We start from the raw sequence: 23,665 nt of genomic DNA, 5'->3' as shown, positions 1-23,665 counted from the left end.
AATCCCATCCACAGATGGGATTTTATTTTTTCAACCTTTTAACAATTAAATCAATGAAAAAAGAAGACAAAATTAGCAGGCGTATGATGTTGGGGGGATTAGGGGTGGGGATGGTTTCTTTAAGTGTTCCGCCAGTTTTTGCCCATACTATCATTACCAATCACATGCCCTTGGCATTGGAAGACCCCAGGGGGAAATATCCAAAGCCGCCATTTAGGGGGCAGCGGCAGCCGTGGCCTGGCTTGGCCGGTAAAATGGATCCCATACCGGACCATGGCGAGAAAAGCTATAAAGGCTCTGGTAGGTTGATGGGCCGCAGGGCGCTCATTACCGGGGGTGATTCTGGAATGGGGCGTGCAGCTGCGATAGCCTATGCCAGGGAAGGGGCCGATGTAGCAATCAATTACCTGCCCAATGAGGAAGAAGATGCTAGAGAAGTGATTGCGCTGATTAGGGCAGCAGGTCGAAAAGCAGTTGCGGTGCCGGGGGATCTTCGTACCGAAGCCTTTTGCCAGCAATTGATAGACCGTGTAGTTTCGGAACTGGGAGGTTTGGATATTCTGGTCAATAATGCAGCCAGGCAACAGGCCTTTGCTTCGATAATGGAATTGCCCAGCGAGGAATTTGATGCGACGATGAAAACGAATATCTATGCGCCTTATTGGACGATTAAAGCGGCATTGCCCCATTTAAAACCGGGTGCCGTAATTATCGGGACGACTTCGGTCCAGGCCACGGATCCTTCTGAGGATCTGTATGACTATGCACAGACCAAGGCGGCCACAACGAGTTATATACGCTCGCTGGCCAAGCAATTGGCACCAAAAGGTATCCGTGTGAACGGTGTAGCGCCAGGTCCGATCTGGACACCTTTACAGGTCAGTGGTGGCGCAACGCAGGAGAAGCTGAAAAATTTTGGCGGGGATACGCCGATGGGCAGACCGGGACAACCTGCAGAGCTTGCCTCCATCTATGTACAGCTGGCAGCAGCAGACGCTAGTTACGCAACGGGGCAGATTTATGGTGCCGCCGGTGGCAGTGGCCAGCCATAGGTTAATTTCGCATTGCTGGGTTTAGGAACTTTTTCTATAAATGGCCTTCAGCACCAGCATTGTCACATCCATAGTGAGGGAAAATGCATTGGTCACTATGATGGGCCAATCTTTCAATAAAATACCGTAGTAGCACCAGGTCGCGTTACCCAATGCTAAAATGATAAACATTAGGGGCGAGACCTGGTCTACTTTTTTCGTGCGTATGACCTTTACGATCTGGGGTGTAGCGGAAACTGCCGTGAGGCAGCCCGCTAAAATTCCAATAAGTAGTTGGGTTTTCATGGCTATCAATACTTTAACCTACTTCTGTTTAAGTCTATCGTTAGTGGTGCGGGGCGAGATGCCGATTTGGCCACCTTGGCTGCCGCGCACCATTTTAAACACGTGGTTTGCTTCCATTAGATGATGTTCCAGGGTCGGCAGTTTGGTTCTGGCAAAATCAGCTAAGCTTTTATTAGCTTCGTTCTTTCCTGCGTTCCTGAACAATCTTACCGCATCTTCATGTTCCATCACCATCAGTTCGGCATAATAGTGGTTACGTTCCTCATCTTTTAGCGAGTCCAGTTTGGAAAGTATCAGCAGTTTCTCTGCCGGCAGGGATGGTGGCAGGCTCAGCTTTTCTTTTAATGCAATTTCCTTTAGTTCTTTTTGTGCCATCAGATGGTCTCTGACCATAATTGTGGCCAAGTTCTGTATATCCCGATTTTCGGTACGCTTGATCATTAAGGCACTACTTTCTATTTCCATCATGCTCCCAATGGCCGCATTAGCCGCAAATTCATTATGGATGCCATCCGCTAAGCTTTGATTGGGCTTTTCCTTTTTGATCTGGTCCAGGTCGTTCTGGCTAGAGGGATTAGGGTTTTGTCTGCACGAAGCCAGAACGCAGCCGAACAGCATCGGTATTAAGATTGATTTTCTCATGATTTGTTGTTTTACTTACCAGTCCAACATCTACATGCGGATATAGTTTAACCAAAAGCTACATCGGGTATAAGCCATTGCCGAATGGCTAAAATACTTGGCGGCCAATCTAAATACTGGTCGGGTCATGCATTTTTTGGTTCGTGGCACCTTAATGATGCCCATGGGGATTAAGCAAAAAATTAATGTAGGCCATAAGGATGTGGCTTATTGGTGACAAATGCTTCGGTACATGTAACTGGGCATGTTTTTGCGTTACTGGCACGCCCAATACTTGTTTTTTGGTCGCCTGTAACTTTCAACCGATTTAGCTGTTACTAATCCGTACCACATCAACTATATTAAATCAAAGCGAAAATGATACGTATTTTATTGGCTGAGGACCATCACATTGTTAGGAACGGCATAAAATTGCTCCTTGAATCCGATGAGGAGATCACGGTAGTGGGCGAGGCCGTTAACGGCGTAGGTGTTTTAGAACTGCTCGTAGATACCGATGTGGATATGGTGATTACGGACATTAACATGCCAGAAATGGACGGGATGGAACTGCTCAGGGAGATAAAGGGCAGCTATCCAAAGGTCAAAGTGATCATGCTGTCCATGCACGATCATGAAAAGTACGTGATCGAAGTATTCAAAATGGGTGGAGATGGCTATCTTTTAAAGAACACCAGTGCTGAAGAACTGATTTTTGCGATAAAACTTATCAGTAAGGGCGATCGATATCTTTGCACTGCATTAACCATGTTTCAGATAGATCGTTTGGCGCAGGGCAAGCTGCATCTGATAGCGCTGAAAGATGAAATGGAGTTTTCGTTGCGTGAACTTGAAATACTACAGTTTATCGCTGAAGGAATGACCAACTTGGAGATGTCGGATAAGCTTTTTCTGAGTAAACGTACCATTGAGGGGCACCGACAAAGTCTGTTGGATAAAACCGGTTGTAGGAACTCTGCTGCATTGATACGCTATGGGGTACAGCACGGATATGTCCAATAACTTTATTCAGGTATTACCAGTGGCAGCAACTACCTCGGTGTTCTTAACAAACTCAGAAAGGTAGGGCAGATAAAGCTAAGCGATATGTCCACATTAAAATAGTTTTTATCGGAAATATGGCATTTAGTATTGGAAATTTCCATCTATGAAATTGGGATGTGGAATAGCTATTTTGATTTCTGTCCCATCTTTTCCACTTGCGATGGATATTTGGCCCTTTAGTAGAGCTACTTTATTGCTGATAGACTTGAGACCAATTCCATGATGCTCACCTTTTGGGTCAAATCCGATGCCATTATCGGCCACCTGGATGCTGATTTCATGCTCCTTTATCTTTAGTGATATCCTACAGGCACTGGCCTGTGAATGCTTGTCCATGTTGTGCACTAATTCCTGGATGATGCGGAACATGGCTAATTCAATGTACTTTGGAACGAGCAGTTCCAGACCATTAAAGTCTAATGAAAAAGAGATTTTACTATCTACTTTCTGACAGACATCTTCGATAGCCGCCCTAACGCCAAAATCTTCCAGTACGGTGGGCATGAGCTCATGGGAAATTCTTTTGGTTTCTTTGATTCCCTGTTCTAGTAAATCTTGTGTATAACTGAGTGTCTGCAAAAAAGTATCGGGAGTGTCCAGGGTCAACCTTGATAGATTTAGTTTTATCCCGTAGAGCAATTGTCCCAGCCCGTTGTGCAGACTTTCAGACATTCTACGCCTTTCTTCTTCTTGCGTAGCTAAAATCGCCTTAAATATTTCTAGCTGTGCCTCTTCCTTCGAACGTCTCTTTTCCTCCTCCAGCTCTTGTTTTATTTGCTGCAGTGCCATCTCTTTGGAAATGTCCTGGGAAACACTGATGACGTGGGTGGGGATACCTTTTGGTGTCCGCTTATAGACGGTCCTGCGGGTGCGTACCCAGGTAGGGATTTTTTTTGCATCCAATAACCTGAAAGTTAATTCTTTTACTTCTCCATGAGGAGCGGCAAGCAGTTCGGAGATGTGCCGATCGAATTGTGCCCGGTCTTGCGGGAATACAAATTCGTCAAAAAGCTTGGCCCCCAGGTCGCCAAGTTCTTGCAGGGTCTTACCAAATAGCGAGAGTACTTTTTGATTGGCATAAACCATTTTCATCCCGCGAAGGTCAATCACATATAGCATTCCGGGAGCTGCATCTGCAATGCCCTGGATGAGTGCCGGATCGTTCAGTAGTCGCTTATTTTGGTCGGATTTTTCGTTCATATGACAGGAGATGGGTAGATGTGCTCGTTAACTAACAAAAAATAGTGCGTGTTTATACAGTTACTTTAATTTTAACAGCCATAGTGGCTACTACCATGGCTGTAATTCTGATCACTAGAGTTTATAATTACTCCATTGGGATTCACCTTTTGGTTCAGCGGCAATTACCTCTTCGCTTTTAAGCTTGCTCATTTTCAAATCCAGTTCCTTTGTTTGCGCTAATTCCCCCTGCTTGGGGTCAGGTAAATCTGTCTGACCCTGGGTATCACGAACATAGGCAATCGGATCTGGAATGAATTCCCAATCCTTGCCCATGCCTGGCATTTCACCTTCGTTCCATGGACCTTTTACACCTTCAGATGGCGACATGTTAAAATATTGTTGGGTAAACCTGGGGTCGGGCTGTAATACCCCTGGAGGGAAATTTGGTGCGATGGTGGACAGTGCCGCTTCGAACATCTTGTAGTGGGCAATCTCCCTGGTCATCAGGAAAGCAAGCGTATCCTTTACATAGGGATCGTCCGTAAACTTCATTAAATGCTCGTATACTAATTTGGCACGTGATTCCGAAGCCAGGTTGCTCCTTAAGTCTACAGTAAGGTCTCCATTGGAATGGATGTAGGATGCGCACCATGGAATGCCCTGACTATTGCTAAGCCTAGGTCCACCGCTGCTTAGGATATCAAAATGTGGATTGGCATCCAACGCTTGGTGGATAAGTGACTCCCTTGCATCGCTGCCGTCCATGGCCTGCATGATCTCTGATTGGTCAGCGGCGTCTTTCAGTTCGCCGTTTACACCTTTAAGCAACATCTGGATGGTGGCACCGACAATCTCCAGATGGCTAAATTCCTCCGTTGCAATGTCCATCAGCATGTCGTATTTATCGGGATGCGGCATTTTTGCGCCGAAAGCTTGGGTGAAATATTGCATGGCCGCGGCCAGCTCGCCATTTTCTCCACCAAATTGCTCTAGTAGGATGTTGGCAAAACGAGGGTCTGGCCTAGAGACCCTGGCGTTGTATTGTAAATCTTTTACGTGGTAAAACATAATGATATAGGTTTATTGGTCAAATTGATCGTGTCCCTGCGTTTTTACAATTTTGTTGTATACGCCAAATAATAGAAATGGTGCGGCCCATTGGCCAATAAAAAGCGCCAAATGTTTTTTTCCAATGCATTTTAAGGTCATTGAGACGCCCATTGCAGCAATCGCGGCTATCAGGTAGGCATCAGAGGGCAGTTTGGAGGTCTGGTTTTCAATCTCCTTGGTCAAATTTCCCTCTTGGGAATCGTTTGCTGTTTCCATAATTTTGATTTTAAGTCTATAACTATGTACCTATAAGCGTGTGCGGTATGGCATTGTTTAACTTTTCGGGAAAAGAGGTATTGGCTTACGTTATTTGCGTCCTATACTCACTTACAGGTCAACTACTGTCCATAGTTTGCGTGCTTTGCCTGTTTTTCCAAAACTGCCGTAGTTAGGTAAACAAAATCGCATAGCGGTTGTATGAATGAGGGTTGCCCTGATGGCAACACCTCACCATTAAAAGAAATCAATATGCTAGCAATGGATTATCGCGGGCCATACAGGGTCCGCACGGTAGAAAAGCCAATGCCCAAGATCCTGCATCCTGAGGATGCGATCGTAAGGGTGACCCGTACGTGTATCTGTGGGTCCGACCTCCATTTATACCACGGCATGGTCCCAGATACCAGGGTCGGGTCAACTTTCGGACATGAATTTGTAGGTGTTGTGGCCGAAGTTGGGCCACTGGTGCAAAAGCTGAAGGTTGGCGACCAGATACTGGTACCGTTCAATATTGCCTGTGGCAAATGTAATTTTTGCAAGCAGGGCCTATTTGGAAATTGTCATGAATCAAATCCCATGGCCACTGCAGTAGGCGGAATATTTGGTTACTCCCATACTGCCGGCGGTTACGACGGAGGGCAGGCTGAATATGTTAGGGTACCTTATGCGGATGTGGGGCCAACTGTTATCCCGCCCGATATGGACCCGGATGACGCCGTTCTACTGACTGATGTGGTACCTACGGGCTACCAGGCGGCAGAAATGGGAGGGATTAAACAGGGTGATACGGTAGTGGTCTTTGGTGCTGGTCCGATTGGGATCATGGCGGCCAGATGTGCCTGGTTCTTCGGCCCTTCCAGGGTAATCATCATTGATCATGTAGATTACAGACTGGAGTTTGCCAAGAATTACGCCTATTGTGAAGCTTACAATTTCAGGGATATGGAAGATCCAGTGGTCTTCCTGAAAAAGGCGACGGACTGGTACGGGGCGGATGTCTGTATAGACTGCGTAGGTTGCGAAGCTGAGGGAAATACGCTCCAGACTTTAAGTGGAAAAGTAACCATGATGCAGGCGGGCACGGGTACAGCATTGCAGTGGGCTATCAACTCCGTTAAAAAGGGAGGTATCGTTTCAATCGTTGGCGTTTACGGCCCGCCGTTTAATCTTATTCCAATTGGTAATGTGCTAAATAAGGGCATCACCATTAGGGCAAACCAGGCTTCTGTCAAGAGGTTACTGCCGAAGCTCATCGCCCATGTCCAGGAGGGGCGACTCAATCCCAAGGCACTTATTACGCATCGAGTTCCACTAGAGGAAGTAGCCGATGCTTATCGGATTTTCTCATCAAAATTGGATAATTGTATTAAAACCGTGCTGATTCCATCGGCAAAACCCTAAAGTCATGAAAAAACAAAATAACAATTATAAAGAAATTCCTGGCTGGGGCATGGATGCCGATCCGGAAAACGAGCCGACTTATCCGATGAAAAATTATACAGGGGATGATCACCATCGGTCGGATTACAAACGTTCTGCGCCACAACCAAAAGATGTGGAGATTTTAATGTCCAATGAACGGCCACGTATTAGTGCGGTATTTGGAAATTCGGTTCCCCCTTCCGGTTTAAGTGGGGTAATCCGCCGCTATGCATTTAAACATAGTGAGGATAGGTACCGCCATTGGCTGCCAATGGTTTTTGCCGACAGGGTCAATATGGTAGAGGGGCTTATAGATGATTTCCGTAGGGGCTACTTTCCCAACTTTTTCGCAGAAGGGGGATTAAAGATGGAATTGAAGCATAATCCGAAAGGCATTGCGGTAAAATTAGCCACTGTCGCCGCCTTTGGCTTCACGCTGTACCTATTGCTCAGAAAGAAAAAGTAAGTAATTGAATCGGGATGAAGGCAGGGGCTGGTTTTAAAATGGCAGGTTGAACTTACAGTCGGGTTGTCACTAATCAAAGAGGTTAAATTTTTTCCTCCTGTTTGGGATCTTTATCCTCTAAATGAATGAACTCGTCTGCCTTCTCCTTTAATGCATTTAACTTGTCCCCTGTTTCTTTCGACTTTGCCCTTAAAATTTTAGACTTTTCCATTAAGCTGTCCACTGCTGCTTTGTTCTTGTCCGTGTTTTCCATATCAACTGGGTTTACCCAAATGTAGTGAATATGTATGGGCTTTATCGGATTTTTATCAGAACAGGTAGTTATTTGGGAGCGTACGTAGGCAGTCCGTATAAATCGGGCCTAATTCAGACGTTATTTTCCAGCTTATATTATTATGCCATCTTCCGTGGTTGCCCATATTGCTTATGATGATGAAAAAGAAGCATTGACTATTGTGTTTCTTTCAGGAGATGCTTATGTATATGAACAGGTGCCACAAAAGATCTATAAAGAATTTAAGGCATGTATTTCTAAGGGGAATTATCTCAATCGTAAAATCAAGAAACTTTTTAAGGGCAAAAGCTTAATTAGCGGTAGGTCGGGTTAATTACGCTTAAGAATAAATAAAATACCTGATTTCGAGTTAATTAGAACATTTCTTGCCCTAGTGGCATTAAACATACAATCAATTTCACAATAAAATAAGAAAAGATGAAAAGATCAATAATCATAGGTGCAATTACGCTCGGCCTTTTTGTCGTGGGTTGCAGTTCAGAAAACAAACGGGAGCAAATGAACGACAGTGCGGGCCCGGATACGAGCTTCATGGATATGGATACTACCGGCGTGGCAGATACTGCTGGACGGGATACGATGTACCGCAACAGTCCAGCTACGTCAGATGGTAACGGAAATAGTGCTCCAAATCCGTAAAATAATATGGGTAATCATCACGATAGCAAGCGGGAAGGGCAAGGCTCTTCTCAGCAACAAGACCGGCCAGCTACTGGGCTTATCGACAAGGAACATCAGCAAAAGGGAGATGATGCAGAGTCTGAAATGGTGGGGAGCGATGCGGATAAGGATAGGGATGGAGCACCCAGTATTGATAAAGACCAAGATAAACAAAACGAAGATAGGAAGGGGTAAAACCCCTTACAAGAAGCAAAGGTAGAACTTAGGTGCTTTTTATTTAGGAATATACCCTTAGGTATGGAGCATGGATCATAGGTTTAATATGGAGAACATGGATGAAGTAGGGCTGGAACATATTCCGCCCCAGAAAGTTGGAGAAAAAATGGACGCGGTGGAAAAACGTTCGTTCAAAGATGAAGTCGATGCAGTTGCGTTTTTTGAGCTGGTCAAATACAGGTTGTTAGATGTTAACTAATAAAGCAGCAAGCTTCGCGAACATTCTGTGCCCAACGGTGTTCTTCCGGTAGCTAAAGGATCATGGAAAATAAATTAAGCAATTGTTATTTTGGTACCAGCGGGCTTCTACTCCCTGTACCCAATAAGCTGCATTATCCCCCAGCGTTCCAGGGACGTTCACGTCTATGCTACTATTCCTCACTGATGAACTCGATCGAGGTCAATAGCAGCTTTTATAAGATACCACAGCCTACTACTATAGCCAAATGGGCTGCCGAAGTCCCAGAGGATTTTAAGTTTACCTTTAAGGTTTTCCGGGAGATTACACACCATAAGGCTCTTGCCTTCAGCCCAGCGGTACTCGATCAGTTCATGGCCGCCGTTTCGGCAGTGGGGCAGAAAGCTGGATGTCTTTTGGTACAGTTTCCCTCCAGTATCAGGATCGGCCAGTTGCGACAGCTGGAAATGCTGATGAGGGCATTGCGGGAAAGGGATATCGAACAGAAATGGCACATCGCATTGGAATTTCGCCACCAAAGCTTGTATACAACTGAATTGTCTGGGCTGTTGAAAGAGTACCACATGGGCATGGTCCTACACGATAAGTTGGGTGCTCCGCCCATGGTAGACACACATCCGGATTTTTCTTACCTCAGAATGCATGGCCCCGATGGGAATTACCGCGGTAGCTATGATGATGGCATGCTTCATGAGTATGCTGGTTATGTATCACAATGGCTTTCTGAAAATAAGGCTGTGTACGTATATTTTAACAATACCATGGGAAGTGCAAATGCCAATCTGGAACGGATGAGAGAGGTTGTCATGGAAATACGCTAACTGTATTATATATCAGCTCGTCTGCAACCTTTGCCTTGACCTATAGAATTACTTCTATGCATAATTAGACTCTAAAAAAATGAATCTGTTAAAACATTAACCTTTGGATTTCCTTATCTAATGACAGGATTAATGTTGCCTACGGATGAGATGATGTGGGCTGATAAATAAATATAGTTTGACTTAACTCACCGATTGCCTGCTATGAAGTATTCTATCCAATCACTAGATAGTTGGCTGCCCGAATGGGCAGAATATATATTGCTATTTGCCGTCATTACCCTTGCCTCACTTTTGTTCAAATGGGTTTTGACCCTGGTGTTGAAAAGGAGCGCTCCTGCGACTGGTTATTCGATGTTGTTTTCTGTACTACGGCACTTGGGCGGACCGCTCAATTTTCTGTTGCCACTTTTCTTTATCAAGGCATCACTCCCTTATTTGAATATGGAAAGGACATGGCTGCGTACCCAGGAGAGGATAGTGGATATGCTATTGGTGATTGCCTTTGCCTACCTGTTGATCAGAACCATCAGGGTCTTTGAGGATTTTGTATATAACACCTATAGCCTGGACAAGTCCGATAACCTTAAGGAACGTAAAATCAGGACCCAGCTGCAGTTTGTCAGGAAGGTGGCCATCTCCCTGGTCGTGCTCGTCGCCATTTCCATCATTTTGCTCAGCTTCGACGGGGTGCGCAAGATTGGTGCAGGTCTGCTGACCGGGGTAGGGATCGGAGGAGTTATACTTGGATTTGCTGCTCAGAAATCCCTGGGCAATTTCTTGGCCGGCCTACAGATCGCCTTTACACAACCCATACGTATAGATGATGTGTTGGTGGTAGAAGGGGAATGGGGCAGGGTCGAAGAAATTACCCTAACCTACGTGGTGCTGAATATCTGGGACCAGCGCCGACTGATCCTGCCTGTCAACTATTTTATCGAGAAGCCTTTTCAGAACTGGACCCGGAATACTTCAGAGATATTGGGTACGGCGTTTATTTATGTGGATCCCACCTTTTCCGTGGATGGGCTGAGAACCGAATTGGAGCGGCTGTTAGTGGCGTCGAGCTTGTGGGACGGACGTGTGGGCCTACTCCAGGTTACGGATATCAGGGAAACCGTGGTAGAGCTGAGGGCCTTGGTAAGTGCCAGGAATTCGTCGGAGGCCTTCGACCTGCGATGTTATGTTAGGGAGCACTTACTAAAATATATCGGAGCAGATGGCCAGGGATTGCCCAAGACGAGGGTTGTCTTGCAGGGCTCAGATGAGCCATTGCTCCAGACAAAAAAATAGGGCCAGTTTATCTATCATAGGCCCTGAGCTGTATCGCCATGTATTCGGCTAATTCATTATAAAATAACTCATTTTCGAGTTTCCATGTCCAATTTCCAACCACTGACGCTGGTATGTTCATCCGGTCTTCAGCACCTTGGTTGAGGAGGTCTTGTATAGGGATCATTGCTATAGCTGCGGTTGAAGCTAATGCTAGCCTAATTAGATGTTGGGCAATGGTTTTATCGTTCACTTTAGTTCCTAGGTAACTGTCAATTCTTGCTTTGGTTGCTTCATCTGTATCTTCTTCGAACCAACCTCTGGTCGTATTGTTGTCGTGCGTACCGGTGTAAACAATACAGTTTGGGTTTTGATATTGATGTGGAATATGTACGGATTGTGCCATATCTTTTCCAAATGCGAATTGCAACACCTTCATTCCAGACAACTCCAAATCATCTCTTAGTTGGTAAACCTCTTCCGTGATCTCTCCCAGGTCTTCCGCGATCAAGGGCAGTTTACCTAGTGATTTTTCTATCGCTTCAAAGAAGGCTTTTTTCGGTCCAGCTTTCCATGTTCCCTTTTTGGCAGTTTTACTACCTGCTGGTACTTCCCAATATTCATCAAAAGCTCGGAAGTGGTCCAATCTTACCTTATCGTAAAGTGCAAGGTTCATTGCCATGCGTTTCTTCCACCAATCAAAGTTTTGTTTGGCCATTGCTTTCCAGTTATACACTGGCATGCCCCAAAGTTGGCCATCTGCATTAAAATAATCGGGTGGTACACCTGCCATACCCAATACACCCCCGTTTTTATCTAGGGCAAAAAGTTTTGGGTTTGCCCATACATCTGCCGAATTGTGCGCACAATAAAATGGGATATCGCCAATCACTTCGATGCCATGTATATAGGCTCTTTGTTTTAGGGCGTTCCATTGCCTGAAAAACACAAATTGCTGCCATTTCAGCTCCCTTAAATCTGAGTGGTGTTCTTGAGTGATATGCTGTAAAGCTTTCTTTTGGCGTTGTTTTAAAGCTGTTGGCCATTGGTGCCATGGTTTGCCATTTTCCAATTGACTGATGAGAACGAATAAAGTGTAATCATCTAGCCAATCATGCTGTTTGCTGCAAAATCCCTCAAATTCATCTTTTGAAATTGTTGAAGGTAGGGTGGTCCAGTTTTGATAAGCTTTTTTTAGCAATATGGTTTTGATCTGTCCGGCTTTTTCGTAAGCTACTTTTTTCTCTTTTTTCAGCTGATGGGAACCAAGTTCTTCCTTGCTAAGCAATCCCCAATTAGCCAGTTCTTCAGGACTGATGAGCAACACATTTCCCGCCATTGCCGAAGTAGAACTATAAGGTGAAAAAGATTGGTTCGCACTAACAGGGTTCATCGGTAGCACTTGCCAATGCTTCATTTTTGCGTCAGCTAAAAAGTCGAGAAAACGGTGCGCCGATGGGCCAAGATCACCAATACCATAGGCAGTCGGTAGAGAGGTGAGGTGCATCAGTATGCCCGCACTGCGTTTTTTCTGGGGAAGATCGATATGGTAAATTGCAAAAGGAAGTCCGTCCAAAAGTTTATCTAAACCGATTTTTCCTTCCTGGTCTATTTCAAGGTTTTGGGAAGTTTGGGCATTTAGCATGTTCGTCACCACTACATTTGCTTGGGTAAGCTCTATTGGCAGGGTTAAACTGATTTCACGCGAATTGAATTGCTTTATCGGCGCTTTGGAAGCCGTTTTATTAAACTTAAAAATTGGTACTACCACCAATAACCATTGGTTGTGATAACGCCTAGTGTAGGCAATAACTTCCGAAGTTTCGTTGCCACTAATCGCCAAAGCTTGGTAATCGCCTTTGTTAAATAACTCAGGATGCTGTTGCCTCAATCGTAGTAATTTTTGCAACAATTGAAGTTTGTCGTTATCGCTGGTTGTTTCTGAATGTAGCGAACTAGCCAATGCACTATCTTTCAACGCTTGTAGGCTTTCGTGTCGAGCTTGGTAAGCTACAGGTCTGCGGTTATCGGGGTCTACCATGCTCAGGTCAAAAAACTCGGTGCCCTGGTAGGTGTCTGGAATGCCTGGCAGTGTATGTTTCAGTACAAGTGCCGAAAGTGAATTAAGCTTGCCAACATTGATTGTTTTTTGTAGAAATGGATGAAAGCTGTTCCAAAAATTACCTTTGGTATCGAGTAATTTTTTGACAAAGTTTTGCATAGCCTCTTCGTAGGCCGCATCCGGTTCATCCCAATTGGAGCGTCGTTTCGACTCGCGGAGTGCTTTTTCCAGATATGCCGGTAAGCGTTCTGGATAATTATCTTGGTTTGGACCTTGCTCGGGGCACGTAGCGACCAAAGTTTGATAGATGAAATATTCGTCATTTTCATCAGGCATTTCTGCTGTCCTTAAAGCTTGGTTGATGGTACGCCATTGGGCGATATTTGCTGTCCATTCGCTGGCAAACGCTGTAAGTGCCGAAAGTCGGGAGCGACTATCTTCAGCACGTTTGGTATCGTGGGTAGCAGAAGCGTTCATGGCTAATGGCCATTGCTTGGCTCTATCTATGATTTGTTGATGGAATTGCTGCACATCCATTCCAAAATGTACTGGCGAATCGCCAACTTCATTGTTCCCAATAAATCTGTGGTAAGTGTACATCAAGGTATCTTCCACACCTTTAGCCATCAGCGGCCCCGTAAATTGCATCAAACGGTTAAAGTAGGAGATGCCCTTGTCATCTTTTATCTCCATATCCAATAAAAGCGCTTTAAACTCAGGTAGTACAATTTTAAACCTGCCTGCTTTTTCTAGTTTTTCGAAAATTTCATTGAAGATTTCTTTTTGGTTTCCTTCTAAACTAGGACCATTGGTGTACAATCGGTACACGGGCAATTCCACTAAAATTGAAGCGATCAGTTCTTTAATAACTAATGGCTGCTGTAGTCTACTGCTGTCTGGCAATAGCTTTAGAGTAAGTTGGTAGAGATTTTCGAGCTCGCCCTGCATATACTTTTCAAGGAAAGCTTTTTTCTTTTCCAGAATTTGCTCCTCCACATTGCCTTGCTTCCCCGTAAACATTTCGTAAGTACGCCCAAAATCCTTTTTGGCACCCATGCAGGTAAACAATTGGTTGGCCAAGCCTAAATAATCGTACCCAGTTGAACCTTGGATTGGCCAGTTTTTGGGAAGTTCTTCTCCGGGTTCCAAAATCTTCTCGACCACGATATAGACCTCATCGCCACAGAGTTCTCGCAACTGATGTAAATAGGCAGTTGGGTCTGCCAGACCATCTACATGGTCAATCCTTAAGCCTTGAAAAATTCCCTCATCCAATAACTGTTTGGTCAACTTATGATAGTCGTCAAAAACCTGTTTTAGCTGCATGTTCAGACAGATCAAACTGTTGACGGTAAAAAAACTACGGTAGTTGATTTTATTGTTGGTTTCCCGATAATTACACAACCTATAATATTGGTTTGTGGCAACTTCCTTGATATCGATGTCTTTAGGATTTGTGTACCTATGGTTGATTGGCCAATAGCTATCGTAATATTTAAGATAGTAATTGCCTTCATTTTCTGCCAATTCCAATTCGTTTCCGTCAATGACCTTCTCCAGATCATCTTCCAGAAAAGGCACCATGATTGGATCTTTTTCCATATCAGCTGTAATCAGGTCGAAATGTTGGCGATAAGCCGATTGTTCACCATTTTTCAATACATCCATCAGCCATCCGTTATCTTGATGGAAGCCCATGTGGTTGGGTACGATATCCTGTAGCCAATACATTTCTTTCGACTTTAGGACCGTCGAAATCTCTCGCAACTCTTCTAAAGTGCCGATTTCCGGATTGATCTGATTTGGGTCGGTCACATCGTAACCATGATTACTACCAGGAACAGCCGTGTAGATGGGCGAAGCATAGATGGTTTTAATGCCCAGCTCGTGCAGATAGGGGATGATCGACTTTAAATTTTTAAAGGTAAAGTCCTTATTAAATTGTATACGGTAGGTTGAAATCGGATCAATCATAGAAGGTGGTATAGGCAATAAAAGATTCGGGTTGAATGGTTAAGTGCGATGAGCATTCGTTTGGCGCATTGGTAGACGTCGAAGGCCCAAGCCATTTTTCTTCGGCAGAATCCAACAGCTTTTGGTCGATGGTCAAATGCGCGGGAATAGACAATTGCTGTACGCTTGAGGAAAAATTTAACAGACATAGGACACTTCTGTCTTCGTGGGCGGAACGGCGTTCTATTATTAAACTATTTTCTACCTGGAATACATGAGCTTTTACAGTGTCAAGGTTCGAAGTTTGGAACATGGTGTACTGCTTACGTAAGGCTATGAGGTGTTTATAATATTGGAACATCGTGGCGTGTGGAGCCTGCTGCATTAGTTTCCAATCCAATTTCGAACGATGGAAAGTGTCTTCAGCTTTTGGATCTGGCGCCTGTCCATCGATGTGCGAGGCGGCAAATTCCTTCCTGCGACCTTTACGTACTGCTTCGATCAAATCCGGGTCGCTGTGGTCAATAAAATACAGGAAAGGGTTGGGGTCCGCCCATTCTTCTCCCATAAACAACATGGGTACAAATGGTGCAGTCAGCACGGCAGCTGCCAATAATTTCTGCATTTCAAAACTGTACAGCGTGCTGCTACGTTCGCCAAGCATACGGTTGCCAATATGGTCGTGATTTTGCGAAAACACAGTGAATTTGGATCCATGATGGCCATGCGCACTTTTCCCAAAGAAATTGTCCCGCTCTTTGGAATACATTCCGGTATAGACATAGGCATCCTGATAAGCCTTTCCCAGATGTGCAATGCCATCAAAATCTGAGTAGTAACCCACCTTAGGTTCGCCGGCGGCTACACGTAGGGCATGATGAAATTCATCTACCCATTGACCATGCATGCCCAGACCATTTTGCGCCACTGGACTGATATATCTCGGATCGTTCAGGTCGCATTCTGCAATGAGGTAATAGGTTCTTCCCGTTTGCTTGCTCAATAAATCAGTCTGTTTGCTAATTTCTTGAAGAATGTGTGAGGCGCTATTGTCCTTAATGGCATGAACGGCATCTAATCTTAAAGCGTCGATATGAAAATCCCTGAACCACATGATGGCGTTTTCAATAATGTATTCACGTACGCCATGTGAGCTACGGTCATCGAAATTTACAGCCTTGCCCCAAGGTGTGCGGTATTTGTCTGTAAAGTACGGGCCGAACTCGTGCAGATAGTTTCCTTCCGGTCCAACGTGATTATAGACTACATCTAATATCACCGCCAGACCTTTGCTGTGGCACAAAGCCACTAATTGTTGTAATGCTTTTGGCCCGCCATAGGAAGCTTGTACTGCAAACGGAAAAACTCCATCGTAGCCCCAGTTTCTTTCTCCGGCAAAAGCAGCAATAGGCATCAGTTCGATTGCGGTCATTCCCAATTCAGTCAGATGGTCAAGTTTTTCCGCAATACCTTCAAAATCTCCACCTTCAGAAAAAGTGCCCGTATGTAGTTCGTAAATAATGTAATCCTTTAATGGGATGTTCTGCCAATCGTCGCCAACTGACATGCCATTAAGGCTAACAGCTTCTGATGGACCATGTACACCTTCGGGTTGGTGCACTGATGCTGGGTCTGGTAACTGTTTACCATCCAAAACAACCCAATATTGGTCGTTTTCTTTGATACTGGCAATGTCATTTGCTTCCCAGCAACCGAAATCTTTTGGGCTTAGGTCGATGATGTTTTTATTTTTGATTGATAGCTGTACTTGCTTGGCTTGTGGCGCCCAGATCCTAAAATTGCCATGGGCGCCATCAAACGTTAGACCTATGTTTCTTTTTTTTACGTTCATGTAATGCGTTTTTAGATGTTTGTCTTTAAAATCAACACTGTTCTGCCCTGTAACTTAAGTTCTTCTCCACTTTGATAGCTGGAGGGTATGTCATCTAGTCCAGTATTTAGGACCAGTTCCCAAGTTTTGCCCCATTCAATATTAGGAAATCGGAAATCTACAGTTTCGTCATGTGCATTGTAGATTACGTAGAAGGCATTATTTTGATCGTAAAGGTAAACTGCTAGTGACTTTGCAAAATCTTCATCCCAATGTATCTCTTCCATTTCTTGGCCCGAGGGTAAAAACCATGCAATGTCGGGTAGTCCGGTTTCGGGTTTGGGTTGACCTCTGAACCATTTACGTTTACGGAAAACTGCATTTTCTGCTCGTAAGGCAATCAGCTTTTTGGTAAAGTCCAATAGTTCTTCATCTATCTCATTCCAGTTTAATCAAGAAATTTCATTGTCTTGGCAATAGGCATTGTTGTTTCCTCTTTGCGTGCGTCCAAACTCGTCTCCTGCTACCAACATCGGGATACCTTGAGATAAAAAAAGTGTGGTCAACAGATTTCGCTTTTGGCGATTTCTTAGGGCTTTGATATTTTCATCATCGGTTTCGCCTTCTTCGCCATAATTGCTTGAGCTATTATGGTCTTCCCCATCCTGATTGTCCTCGCCATTAGCTTGGTTATGTTTTTCGTTGTAGCTGACCAGATCATGTAGTGTAAAACCATCGTGGGCGGTAATGAGGTTCACGCTGGCGGTTGGGCTGCGCTCGCTATCCTGGTACAAATCGGGACTCCCGGTAATACGCAGGGCAAATTCTGCCAGCATGCTTTCTTCGCCACGCCAATAATCGCGAATGCAATCTCGGAACTTACCGTTCCATTCGATCCATCCCTGCGGGAAATTGCCCACCTGATAACCACCTTCTCCGACATCCCAAGGCTCTGCAATCAGTTTTACCTGGGAAATTACCGGGTCTTGCTGGATGATGCTGAAAAATGCTCCCAACATATTTACCTCGTGCAGTCCACGGGCAAGGGTAGAAGCCAGATCGAACCTAAAACCATCTACCTGCATTTCTTGGATCCAATACCTCAAGCTGTCCATCATCAATCGAAGCACGTTCGGCGAGTTAGCGTTCAGTGTATTTCCGGTGCCCGTATAATCCATGTAGTAACGCTTGTCTTCGGTCAATCGGTAATAATCTTCATTATCGATACCTTTAAAAGAAAGGGTAGGCCCTAAATGGTTGCCTTCGGCAGTATGGTTATAAACTACATCCAAAATGACTTCGATACCAGCTTTATGTAGGGCCTTCACCATGTCCTTAAATTCCCTTACCTGCCCACCATTTTCACTATCGGCCGCATACCTGCCGTCTGGAGCAAAAAAGCCGATGGTATTGTAGCCCCAATAATTCGTTAGGCCCTCTTCGGTCAAATGTCGGTCGTTAACGAATTGATGAATGGGCATCAGCTCAATAGCTGTAATTCCCAAATCCTTTAAATAGCTGATGATGGCTGGATGGCCTAATGCGGCATAAGTTCCCCTGATTTCTTCGGGTACGGCTGGATGGAGGTAAGTCAATCCCTTTACATGTGCTTCGTAAATAACAGTTTCGTTATAGTGCGTTCGTGGCTTTTGAACACCTTCCCAATCGTAAGTAGTGTCTATCACCACAGATCTTAACATGTAAGGCGCACTATCCCGCCTGTCCTTGACCAGGTCGTCCTCACCTAAGGTATAGCCGAATAGACTATCATCCCAGGTTAGATCTCCAGTAATTGCTTTGGCATAGGGATCTAGCAATAATTTGTTAGCATTATATCTATATCCGTTGGCTGGCTCATAAGCACCATGTACACGATAGCCATAATGTTGTGCTGGTTGGATACCATAGATATAGATATGCCATATCGATCGGGTTTTTTCCGTCAATTTTATACGTTTTCTCTCCGTTTGGCTCCCGTGTTCGAAGAGGCAAAGTTCTACCGCATCGGCATTGGCAGCGAAAAGGGCGAAGTTCACTCCTTTTCCATCCCAGGTTGCGCCTAGCGGAAAGGGAGATCCAGATGGATAGTTGTTCATTTTACTTCTTTCGGCTGGTGTATTATTAACAGAATTATAAAAAGTTAGTTTTAGTGGGTTTGAAGGTGCTTCTGTCCCGCTGGTCTATCAACGTTTTTGAGATAGGCTGAAATGCATGCAATGCTATTGTTGCAACAGGCACGCACAGCAGATTTGACAGCTTGGGGAGTCACCTGAAAAATTTCTGCCCAAAAATTGATTTGATCTTCTTGTGAACAATCCAATAACAGATCGGGATCGATGGTTTGATGAACTAGCTTTTTCATTTCAATTTGGTTAATATTTATACCTATAAAGGATTGAAAACAGCATTTGTTTAACATTACCACATAACAGGTATTTAATGCGGATATTGGGGCATTTTACGGATGAAAAAGGTGAAATAAACGCAGTGGCTAAGGTAAATTGGTCTTAGCTACTCCATTTCATATTCTTGATGATATTCTGGAATGGAGATATGTTTAAAGCCTTTTGCTCTTAAGCGGTCGGTAAAACGCTGTTGGATATCATATTCGCCATGTACCAAGAAGATCTGCTTGTTCTTGGCGGGATCTTGGCAAGATAGAAAGCGCAGCAAATCCTCATAATCTCCATGGGCACTCATTGATTTGATGACTTCTATCGACGCATTTACCTGTAGCTCTTGACCAAAAAGCCAAACGCTAGGCTGTCCTGAAATGAGCTGTCCGCCCAAAGAATGTGGATCGCAATAACCGACCATCAGGATGGTATTTTTTGCGTTACTGATATTGTTGCGGATATGGTGTCGTACCCTGCCGCCTTCGGCCATGCCCGAAGAGGCAATAATTACACAAGGTCTGGGATCTTCGTTCAGTGCCATAGATTCTGTAGCACTTTCCACAAAGCGTAGACCCTTGAATGCAAAGATATCATCGTCCTGTTGGAGTAGCTGTTTCACCCCGTTATTGTAAACTTCTGGGTGGTTCTTCAGCACTTGGGTCGCCTGGGCTGCAAGGGGACTGTCTACATAATAATTCAGGTCGGGCAGTTTGCCCTGCAGCTCTAGTTCATTCAGTGCAAACAACAGTTCCTGAGTGCGCCCTACGCTGAATGCGGGAATGATGATCTTTCCCTTTTGACGGATACAGGTTTGATCAATAGTTTCCAAGAGCAATTCGGCAATGGGCAACTGGTCCTTGTGCAGGGAATCGCCGTAGGTGGATTCCATGATGATGTAGTCTGCCTGCTCAAAAGTCTGCGGACTGCGCAGCAATAGGTCGGAATATCTCCCGATGTCTCCACTGAAGGTCAGCTGAATGGTCTTTCCCTTCTCCTTGAGCGTTAGGTGTACTGCTGCACTGCCAACCACATGTCCGGCGTCGGTGAACAACAATGATACCTCTTCGTTGTGGTCAAATACCTCTCCGTAATCTACAATCTTAAACAGGCCCATGGTTGTGATGACATCCTGTTCGGTATAGAGTGGTAGCTGTTCCGCTTGGTCGATATTCAATTGCTGGTTGGCATACTCGGCATCCTGTTCGTGTATTTTTGCAGAATCCATCAACAGTACCCTTGCCAAGTCCATTGTAGCGGGTGTGGCATATATTGGTCCTTCGAAGCCTTCTGCAACCAATCTCGGCAATAAACCACAATGATCAATGTGGGCATGGGAGAGTACCATCATGCTGACTTCCGATGGCTTAAAGCCAAAGTAGCCGTTAAGCTTATCGGTAACTTCGCCCATGCCCTGAAACATCCCGCAGTCCAAAAGTATGTGTGTTCCGCTGTCTAATTTAATCAGGTGCTTACTGCCGGTAACTGCTCTTGCAGCGCCGTGAAATGCTACTTTCATATGTTGATTTTTATGGAGTTGATAATAATTGTAGGCAGTTAACAATCTTTTTCCCGTAATGGTTTGCTGATGCTTGAGAATGGATGGGCGAGGCATCTTTACTTCATTTTTGTCTAAGTAAGGTGTCGATGGTTAAGACGTGCTCGTCATAATATTGAGTAGGGATAACTATCTATGATGGCAACGAAATTAGTTTGATCAGATCAGATCTGTAGGGCTTATTGGATTGCGATGGCTTTAACTGTAAATCTACTGACATGATATGCGTTCAATACCTTATCTCACCAAAATGTACTGGAAAGTGGAAAAATGCTAAACCGTTGATGGCCCAATCTGTTGTCTTAGAAAGCACAGGCGGATTCAATATCTTGATCTTATCTGAAGTTTCAGGGATGTTGGTAGCCATACTCAAACGATATTTTTAAGATATGTTAATAAACTCTAAGGACAAAAAAATGTCTGAATTAAAACAGGATGTCCCGATAGCGATATTGCCAGCACTGGCTGATACGGTGGTGGAACTTTTGCCGAATAAAGAAACAGAACTAAAGAAGGTTCAGGTAATAGATTCGGAAAAACCTTTTTTCTTTACCCGCGAGATGGCCTGTATGGACTGCTTTAGATCGGAAACAATACATCACTTGGAATTTTTGCTAAGTAGGGCATGGTTTTAAAAGTCGTGGCTTGATTGCAAATGTTGATGGGAAAACCGATATGGATATTGACGCCGCCCTTTTTTGTCCTTTAGAGTGATCTGGCCATTTAGCCACTTATACCACCTATTACAACCAGTTTTCACTAGTAGTGAAATTTTTTGGATAAATATCCCTAGTAGAGACGTAGAGTCTACTACTGAGCGTGTTTTTAATTATACCGCCCCCGGCCAATTTTTAATCATACGTGAAATATTTTGAAAATCGTATCGGAAAGCCCTCCTTATATGACAAGATTTAATAGCGGTTCGAGGTAAAAAGCGAGAATGTCAAATTCACCAATATTTTAAAATATTTGTGTCAGTTTAATCGATCTTGATTTGAAAAATTGGTCGGGATTTTCTGTCCCGACCAGATTTTAGTTATTTTTTTGAATTACGTTTTTTATCCCTTAGAACGAATTTTTGGGGCTCTAAGTGCCTATGAAAGACAGGTTCATCAAGCTTAGAAATCTTTGTAAAACTCTCTAACAATCGGTTCGGGTCTACTATATCAGTGGGTACCTTAATAACATGTTTTACTCTAGTAGTGATAATGGGTAGGATATATGTTAGAGCTTTGTGAAAAAAACTTTAAATATGTTCCCTAATTGTCGAAATGAAAAGTTTAAGCTTACTCCAATTAAAGCCCAAAAGATCCTATCTAAACATGGAACACATCTTACTTTGGAAGATGTCAAACTCATGTTGGTTTTATTGAGGAAATTGTGTAAATTGTCTGTAAGCGAAATGTTTAACGATGTTTCTGCTTCCAAAAGTCAGGTCCCAATTGAGGGAGATGTTTAACCTTTAAATTTATTTGTTATGCAGGTAGCAGATCTGTATGTGCGAGTCAGTACCGACGAGCAGACTAAGGGCTATTCGCCTAGAAGTCAAGAGGCAGTATTAAGGCAATACTGTGAACTCAGGAACATTAATATTCGGAATGTGTTCTATGAAGATTACACCGCCAAGCATTTTAACCGCCCGGAGTGGAGAAAGATCATGATCATCCTTCGAAAGCAGAAGGGGAAGTCCAATCTTTTACTCTTCACTAAATGGGATAGGTTCAGTCGTAATACCTCGGATGCCTACCAGATGATCGACACGCTTAAGAGGCTAGGGGTAGACCCTCAAGCGGTAGAACAGCCATTAGATCTTACTATTCCGGAAAATAAAATGATGCTCGCTATATACCTGACGGCTCCTGAGATAGAGAATGATAGACGTGGGCTAAATACTAAAGCTGGTATAAGACAAGCTAAAAAGGAAGGCAGATATATGGGTAAGGCACCAAAAGGATACCTGAAAAAAGCGTATGAGAACGGCCGTAGATACATAGATATCAATGAACCTGATGCTTCGATTATGAAATGGGTGTTCGAGGAACTTAGTCAAGGCATCTACTCATCGGAGTCGATTCTGAACATGGCGAGAAAGAAGGGACTTGAGATGGATAAGAATACTTTCTTGATCAGTATTCGGAATCCAACCTATTGTGGTAAGATCAGAGTTCCAGCTTTAGGTGATGAGCCAGCTCATTTGGTGCAAGGGTTACATCAACCACTAATTTCCGAATTATTATTTTATAAAGTTCAGGATATTTTGGACGGAAGGTCGAAACTTTTGACTGGAGTGACAATTGCGACTCCCAAAGATTTACCGTTGCGAAATTTTATTAAGTGCAATAAATGTACGAGAATGCTTACAGGAAGCGCATCAAAAGGAAAAACAACCTATCGGGTCTATTATCATTGCCGCTCTTCTTGTGGTGTACGCTATCGAGCGGAAGATGTCAACGGTGCTTTTGTTGATGAGCTTACCAAATTTGTTCCAAGGGCGGGATACGCACAACTTTTTGTTGAAGGCATAAACGAAGCTTATAATAATAAGCATAGGGCAATTAAAGAGGAACGAGATCTTTTAGTGAAACAAATCAGTGATTTGAATAGAAAAATAGATAATGCGAGGGAGTTGATGCTGCTCGGAGACCTAGAATCTACAGAGTATCGAAAGGTCAAAGAGGAGCATGGTTCGACAATTGCACGTTTGGAGATGCAGTTTTCGGAGATCACTGTCCAGAAGTCGAACTCTTTAAATGTTAAAAAACTGGCTCAAGATGCTGTAAATGCACTTTTAGAGTTGGATAAGCTGTATGATTTGGCCTCTGTTCCGGCAAAAAGATATCTAGTAGGGCTTTTATTTCCTGAAAAATTGAGCTACTCAGATGGTACATGTCGAACTCCTCGTCTCAACCGGGCCGCCGAGCTAATCTATATGGAAAACAAAGAGTTACGGGCAAAAAAAATG

Annotated in this window: 24 protein-coding genes and 1 pseudogene; 12 read left to right on the top strand and 13 right to left on the bottom strand. The window is 44.0% G+C overall.

Annotated features, from left to right (window positions below):
• The first annotated feature begins 14 nt into the window (after positions 1 to 14).
• Entirely contained in the window at positions 15 to 1,052 is a 1,038-nt protein-coding gene (locus AC23ME_RS13505) for an SDR family oxidoreductase (protein WP_487728293.1), read from the top strand.
• Between the two features lie 21 nt (positions 1,053 to 1,073).
• Here AC23ME_RS13505 and AC23ME_RS13500 read toward each other — a convergent pair whose 3' ends face one another.
• Positions 1,074 to 1,337 carry a SemiSWEET family sugar transporter gene (locus AC23ME_RS13500; protein ID WP_487728292.1) on the bottom strand — a complete coding sequence of 88 codons (264 nt, stop codon included), beginning with the start codon at positions 1,335 to 1,337 and terminating at the stop codon, positions 1,074 to 1,076.
• Positions 1,338 to 1,355: 18 nt separating this feature from the next.
• Positions 1,356 to 1,979: a DUF4142 domain-containing protein gene (locus AC23ME_RS13495; RefSeq protein ID WP_487728291.1), complete on the bottom strand. Its 624-nt coding sequence runs from the start codon at positions 1,977 to 1,979 to the stop codon at positions 1,356 to 1,358.
• Positions 1,980 to 2,336: 357 nt separating this feature from the next.
• Between AC23ME_RS13495 and AC23ME_RS13490 the strand changes: the two genes are divergently transcribed.
• The gene (locus tag AC23ME_RS13490; RefSeq protein ID WP_487728290.1) at positions 2,337 to 2,981 is read left to right on the top strand and encodes a response regulator; all 645 of its coding nucleotides are present in this window, start codon (positions 2,337 to 2,339) and stop codon (positions 2,979 to 2,981) included.
• A 123-nt stretch (positions 2,982 to 3,104) separates the two neighbouring features.
• On the opposite strand, the gene AC23ME_RS13485 is transcribed toward AC23ME_RS13490, so the two are convergent.
• The 3 genes from AC23ME_RS13485 to AC23ME_RS13475 form a co-directional block, all read right to left on the bottom strand.
• Entirely contained in the window at positions 3,105 to 4,223 is a 1,119-nt protein-coding gene (locus AC23ME_RS13485) for a PAS domain-containing sensor histidine kinase (protein WP_487728289.1), read from the bottom strand.
• A 114-nt stretch (positions 4,224 to 4,337) separates the two neighbouring features.
• On the bottom strand, positions 4,338 to 5,273 hold the full coding sequence (locus tag AC23ME_RS13480) for a manganese catalase family protein (RefSeq protein WP_487728288.1): 936 nt from the start codon (positions 5,271 to 5,273) through the stop codon (positions 4,338 to 4,340).
• A 12-nt stretch (positions 5,274 to 5,285) separates the two neighbouring features.
• Complete coding sequence (locus AC23ME_RS13475) at positions 5,286 to 5,531, bottom strand: hypothetical protein (RefSeq protein ID WP_487728287.1); 246 nt, start codon at positions 5,529 to 5,531, stop codon at positions 5,286 to 5,288.
• Positions 5,532 to 5,732: 201 nt separating this feature from the next.
• On the opposite strand from AC23ME_RS13475, the gene AC23ME_RS13470 reads away from it, so the two are divergent.
• The gene (locus AC23ME_RS13470) at positions 5,733 to 6,935 is read left to right on the top strand and encodes a zinc-dependent alcohol dehydrogenase (RefSeq protein ID WP_487728286.1); all 1,203 of its coding nucleotides are present in this window, start codon (positions 5,733 to 5,735) and stop codon (positions 6,933 to 6,935) included.
• A gap of 4 nt (positions 6,936 to 6,939) precedes the next feature.
• Positions 6,940 to 7,422 (top strand): hypothetical protein, encoded by a 483-nt coding sequence (locus AC23ME_RS13465; protein ID WP_487728285.1) that lies wholly within the window; start codon positions 6,940 to 6,942, stop codon positions 7,420 to 7,422.
• Between the two features lie 82 nt (positions 7,423 to 7,504).
• On the opposite strand, the gene AC23ME_RS13460 is transcribed toward AC23ME_RS13465, so the two are convergent.
• The gene (locus AC23ME_RS13460; RefSeq protein WP_487728284.1) at positions 7,505 to 7,675 is read right to left on the bottom strand and encodes a hypothetical protein; all 171 of its coding nucleotides are present in this window, start codon (positions 7,673 to 7,675) and stop codon (positions 7,505 to 7,507) included.
• Positions 7,676 to 7,817: 142 nt separating this feature from the next.
• On the opposite strand from AC23ME_RS13460, the gene AC23ME_RS13455 reads away from it, so the two are divergent.
• The 6 genes from AC23ME_RS13455 to AC23ME_RS13430 all read left to right on the top strand — a co-directional run bounded on the left by AC23ME_RS13455 (position 7,818) and on the right by AC23ME_RS13430 (position 10,927).
• Positions 7,818 to 8,030 (top strand): KTSC domain-containing protein, encoded by a 213-nt coding sequence (locus tag AC23ME_RS13455; RefSeq protein ID WP_487728283.1) that lies wholly within the window; start codon positions 7,818 to 7,820, stop codon positions 8,028 to 8,030.
• A gap of 104 nt (positions 8,031 to 8,134) precedes the next feature.
• Complete coding sequence (locus AC23ME_RS13450; protein ID WP_487728282.1) at positions 8,135 to 8,356, top strand: hypothetical protein; 222 nt, start codon at positions 8,135 to 8,137, stop codon at positions 8,354 to 8,356.
• Positions 8,357 to 8,362: 6 nt separating this feature from the next.
• A complete protein-coding gene (locus AC23ME_RS13445) occupies positions 8,363 to 8,572 on the top strand; it encodes a hypothetical protein (protein WP_487728281.1) in 210 nt (69 codons plus the stop codon).
• A 70-nt stretch (positions 8,573 to 8,642) separates the two neighbouring features.
• Positions 8,643 to 8,813, top strand: a complete 171-nt coding sequence (locus AC23ME_RS13440) for a hypothetical protein (RefSeq protein ID WP_487728280.1) — start codon at positions 8,643 to 8,645, stop codon at positions 8,811 to 8,813.
• A gap of 62 nt (positions 8,814 to 8,875) precedes the next feature.
• Positions 8,876 to 9,634 carry a DUF72 domain-containing protein gene (locus AC23ME_RS13435; RefSeq protein WP_487728279.1) on the top strand — a complete coding sequence of 253 codons (759 nt, stop codon included), beginning with the start codon at positions 8,876 to 8,878 and terminating at the stop codon, positions 9,632 to 9,634.
• Between the two features lie 204 nt (positions 9,635 to 9,838).
• A complete protein-coding gene (locus AC23ME_RS13430) occupies positions 9,839 to 10,927 on the top strand; it encodes a mechanosensitive ion channel family protein (protein WP_487728278.1) in 1,089 nt (362 codons plus the stop codon).
• Between the two features lie 7 nt (positions 10,928 to 10,934).
• Here the strand turns inward: AC23ME_RS13430 and treY are convergent, their stop codons facing one another.
• From treY to AC23ME_RS13395, 7 genes are all read right to left on the bottom strand, one after another.
• Positions 10,935 to 14,942, bottom strand: a complete 4,008-nt coding sequence (gene treY / locus AC23ME_RS13425; RefSeq protein ID WP_487728277.1) for a malto-oligosyltrehalose synthase — start codon at positions 14,940 to 14,942, stop codon at positions 10,935 to 10,937.
• Positions 14,935 to 16,773 carry a malto-oligosyltrehalose trehalohydrolase gene (gene treZ / locus AC23ME_RS13420; protein WP_487728276.1) on the bottom strand — a complete coding sequence of 613 codons (1,839 nt, stop codon included), beginning with the start codon at positions 16,771 to 16,773 and terminating at the stop codon, positions 14,935 to 14,937. The genes treY and treZ overlap by 8 nt, the downstream gene beginning before the upstream one ends.
• A gap of 11 nt (positions 16,774 to 16,784) precedes the next feature.
• Positions 16,785 to 17,174, bottom strand: a complete 390-nt coding sequence (locus tag AC23ME_RS13415; protein WP_487728275.1) for a hypothetical protein — start codon at positions 17,172 to 17,174, stop codon at positions 16,785 to 16,787.
• Between the two features lie 30 nt (positions 17,175 to 17,204).
• Entirely contained in the window at positions 17,205 to 18,848 is a 1,644-nt protein-coding gene (gene glgX, locus AC23ME_RS13410; protein WP_487728274.1) for a glycogen debranching protein GlgX, read from the bottom strand.
• Between the two features lie 50 nt (positions 18,849 to 18,898).
• A complete protein-coding gene (locus AC23ME_RS13405; protein ID WP_487728273.1) occupies positions 18,899 to 19,114 on the bottom strand; it encodes a DUF3606 domain-containing protein in 216 nt (71 codons plus the stop codon).
• Between the two features lie 149 nt (positions 19,115 to 19,263).
• The gene (locus tag AC23ME_RS13400; RefSeq protein WP_487728272.1) at positions 19,264 to 20,760 is read right to left on the bottom strand and encodes an MBL fold metallo-hydrolase RNA specificity domain-containing protein; all 1,497 of its coding nucleotides are present in this window, start codon (positions 20,758 to 20,760) and stop codon (positions 19,264 to 19,266) included.
• A 172-nt stretch (positions 20,761 to 20,932) separates the two neighbouring features.
• Positions 20,933 to 21,070 carry a hypothetical protein gene (locus AC23ME_RS13395; RefSeq protein ID WP_487728271.1) on the bottom strand — a complete coding sequence of 46 codons (138 nt, stop codon included), beginning with the start codon at positions 21,068 to 21,070 and terminating at the stop codon, positions 20,933 to 20,935.
• A gap of 49 nt (positions 21,071 to 21,119) precedes the next feature.
• Between AC23ME_RS13395 and AC23ME_RS13390 the strand changes: the two genes are divergently transcribed.
• Positions 21,120 to 21,338 (top strand): hypothetical protein, encoded by a 219-nt coding sequence (locus AC23ME_RS13390; RefSeq protein WP_487728270.1) that lies wholly within the window; start codon positions 21,120 to 21,122, stop codon positions 21,336 to 21,338.
• Positions 21,339 to 22,180: 842 nt separating this feature from the next.
• A pseudogene (locus tag AC23ME_RS13385) lies at positions 22,181 to 22,960 on the top strand (recombinase family protein); the annotation flags it as partial.
• Between the last annotated feature and the right edge of the window lie 705 nt (positions 22,961 to 23,665).

It is taken from the genome of Pedobacter sp. T50_32, assembly GCF_057652195.1.
This window is presented reverse-complemented; position numbering and strand designations above follow the sequence as displayed.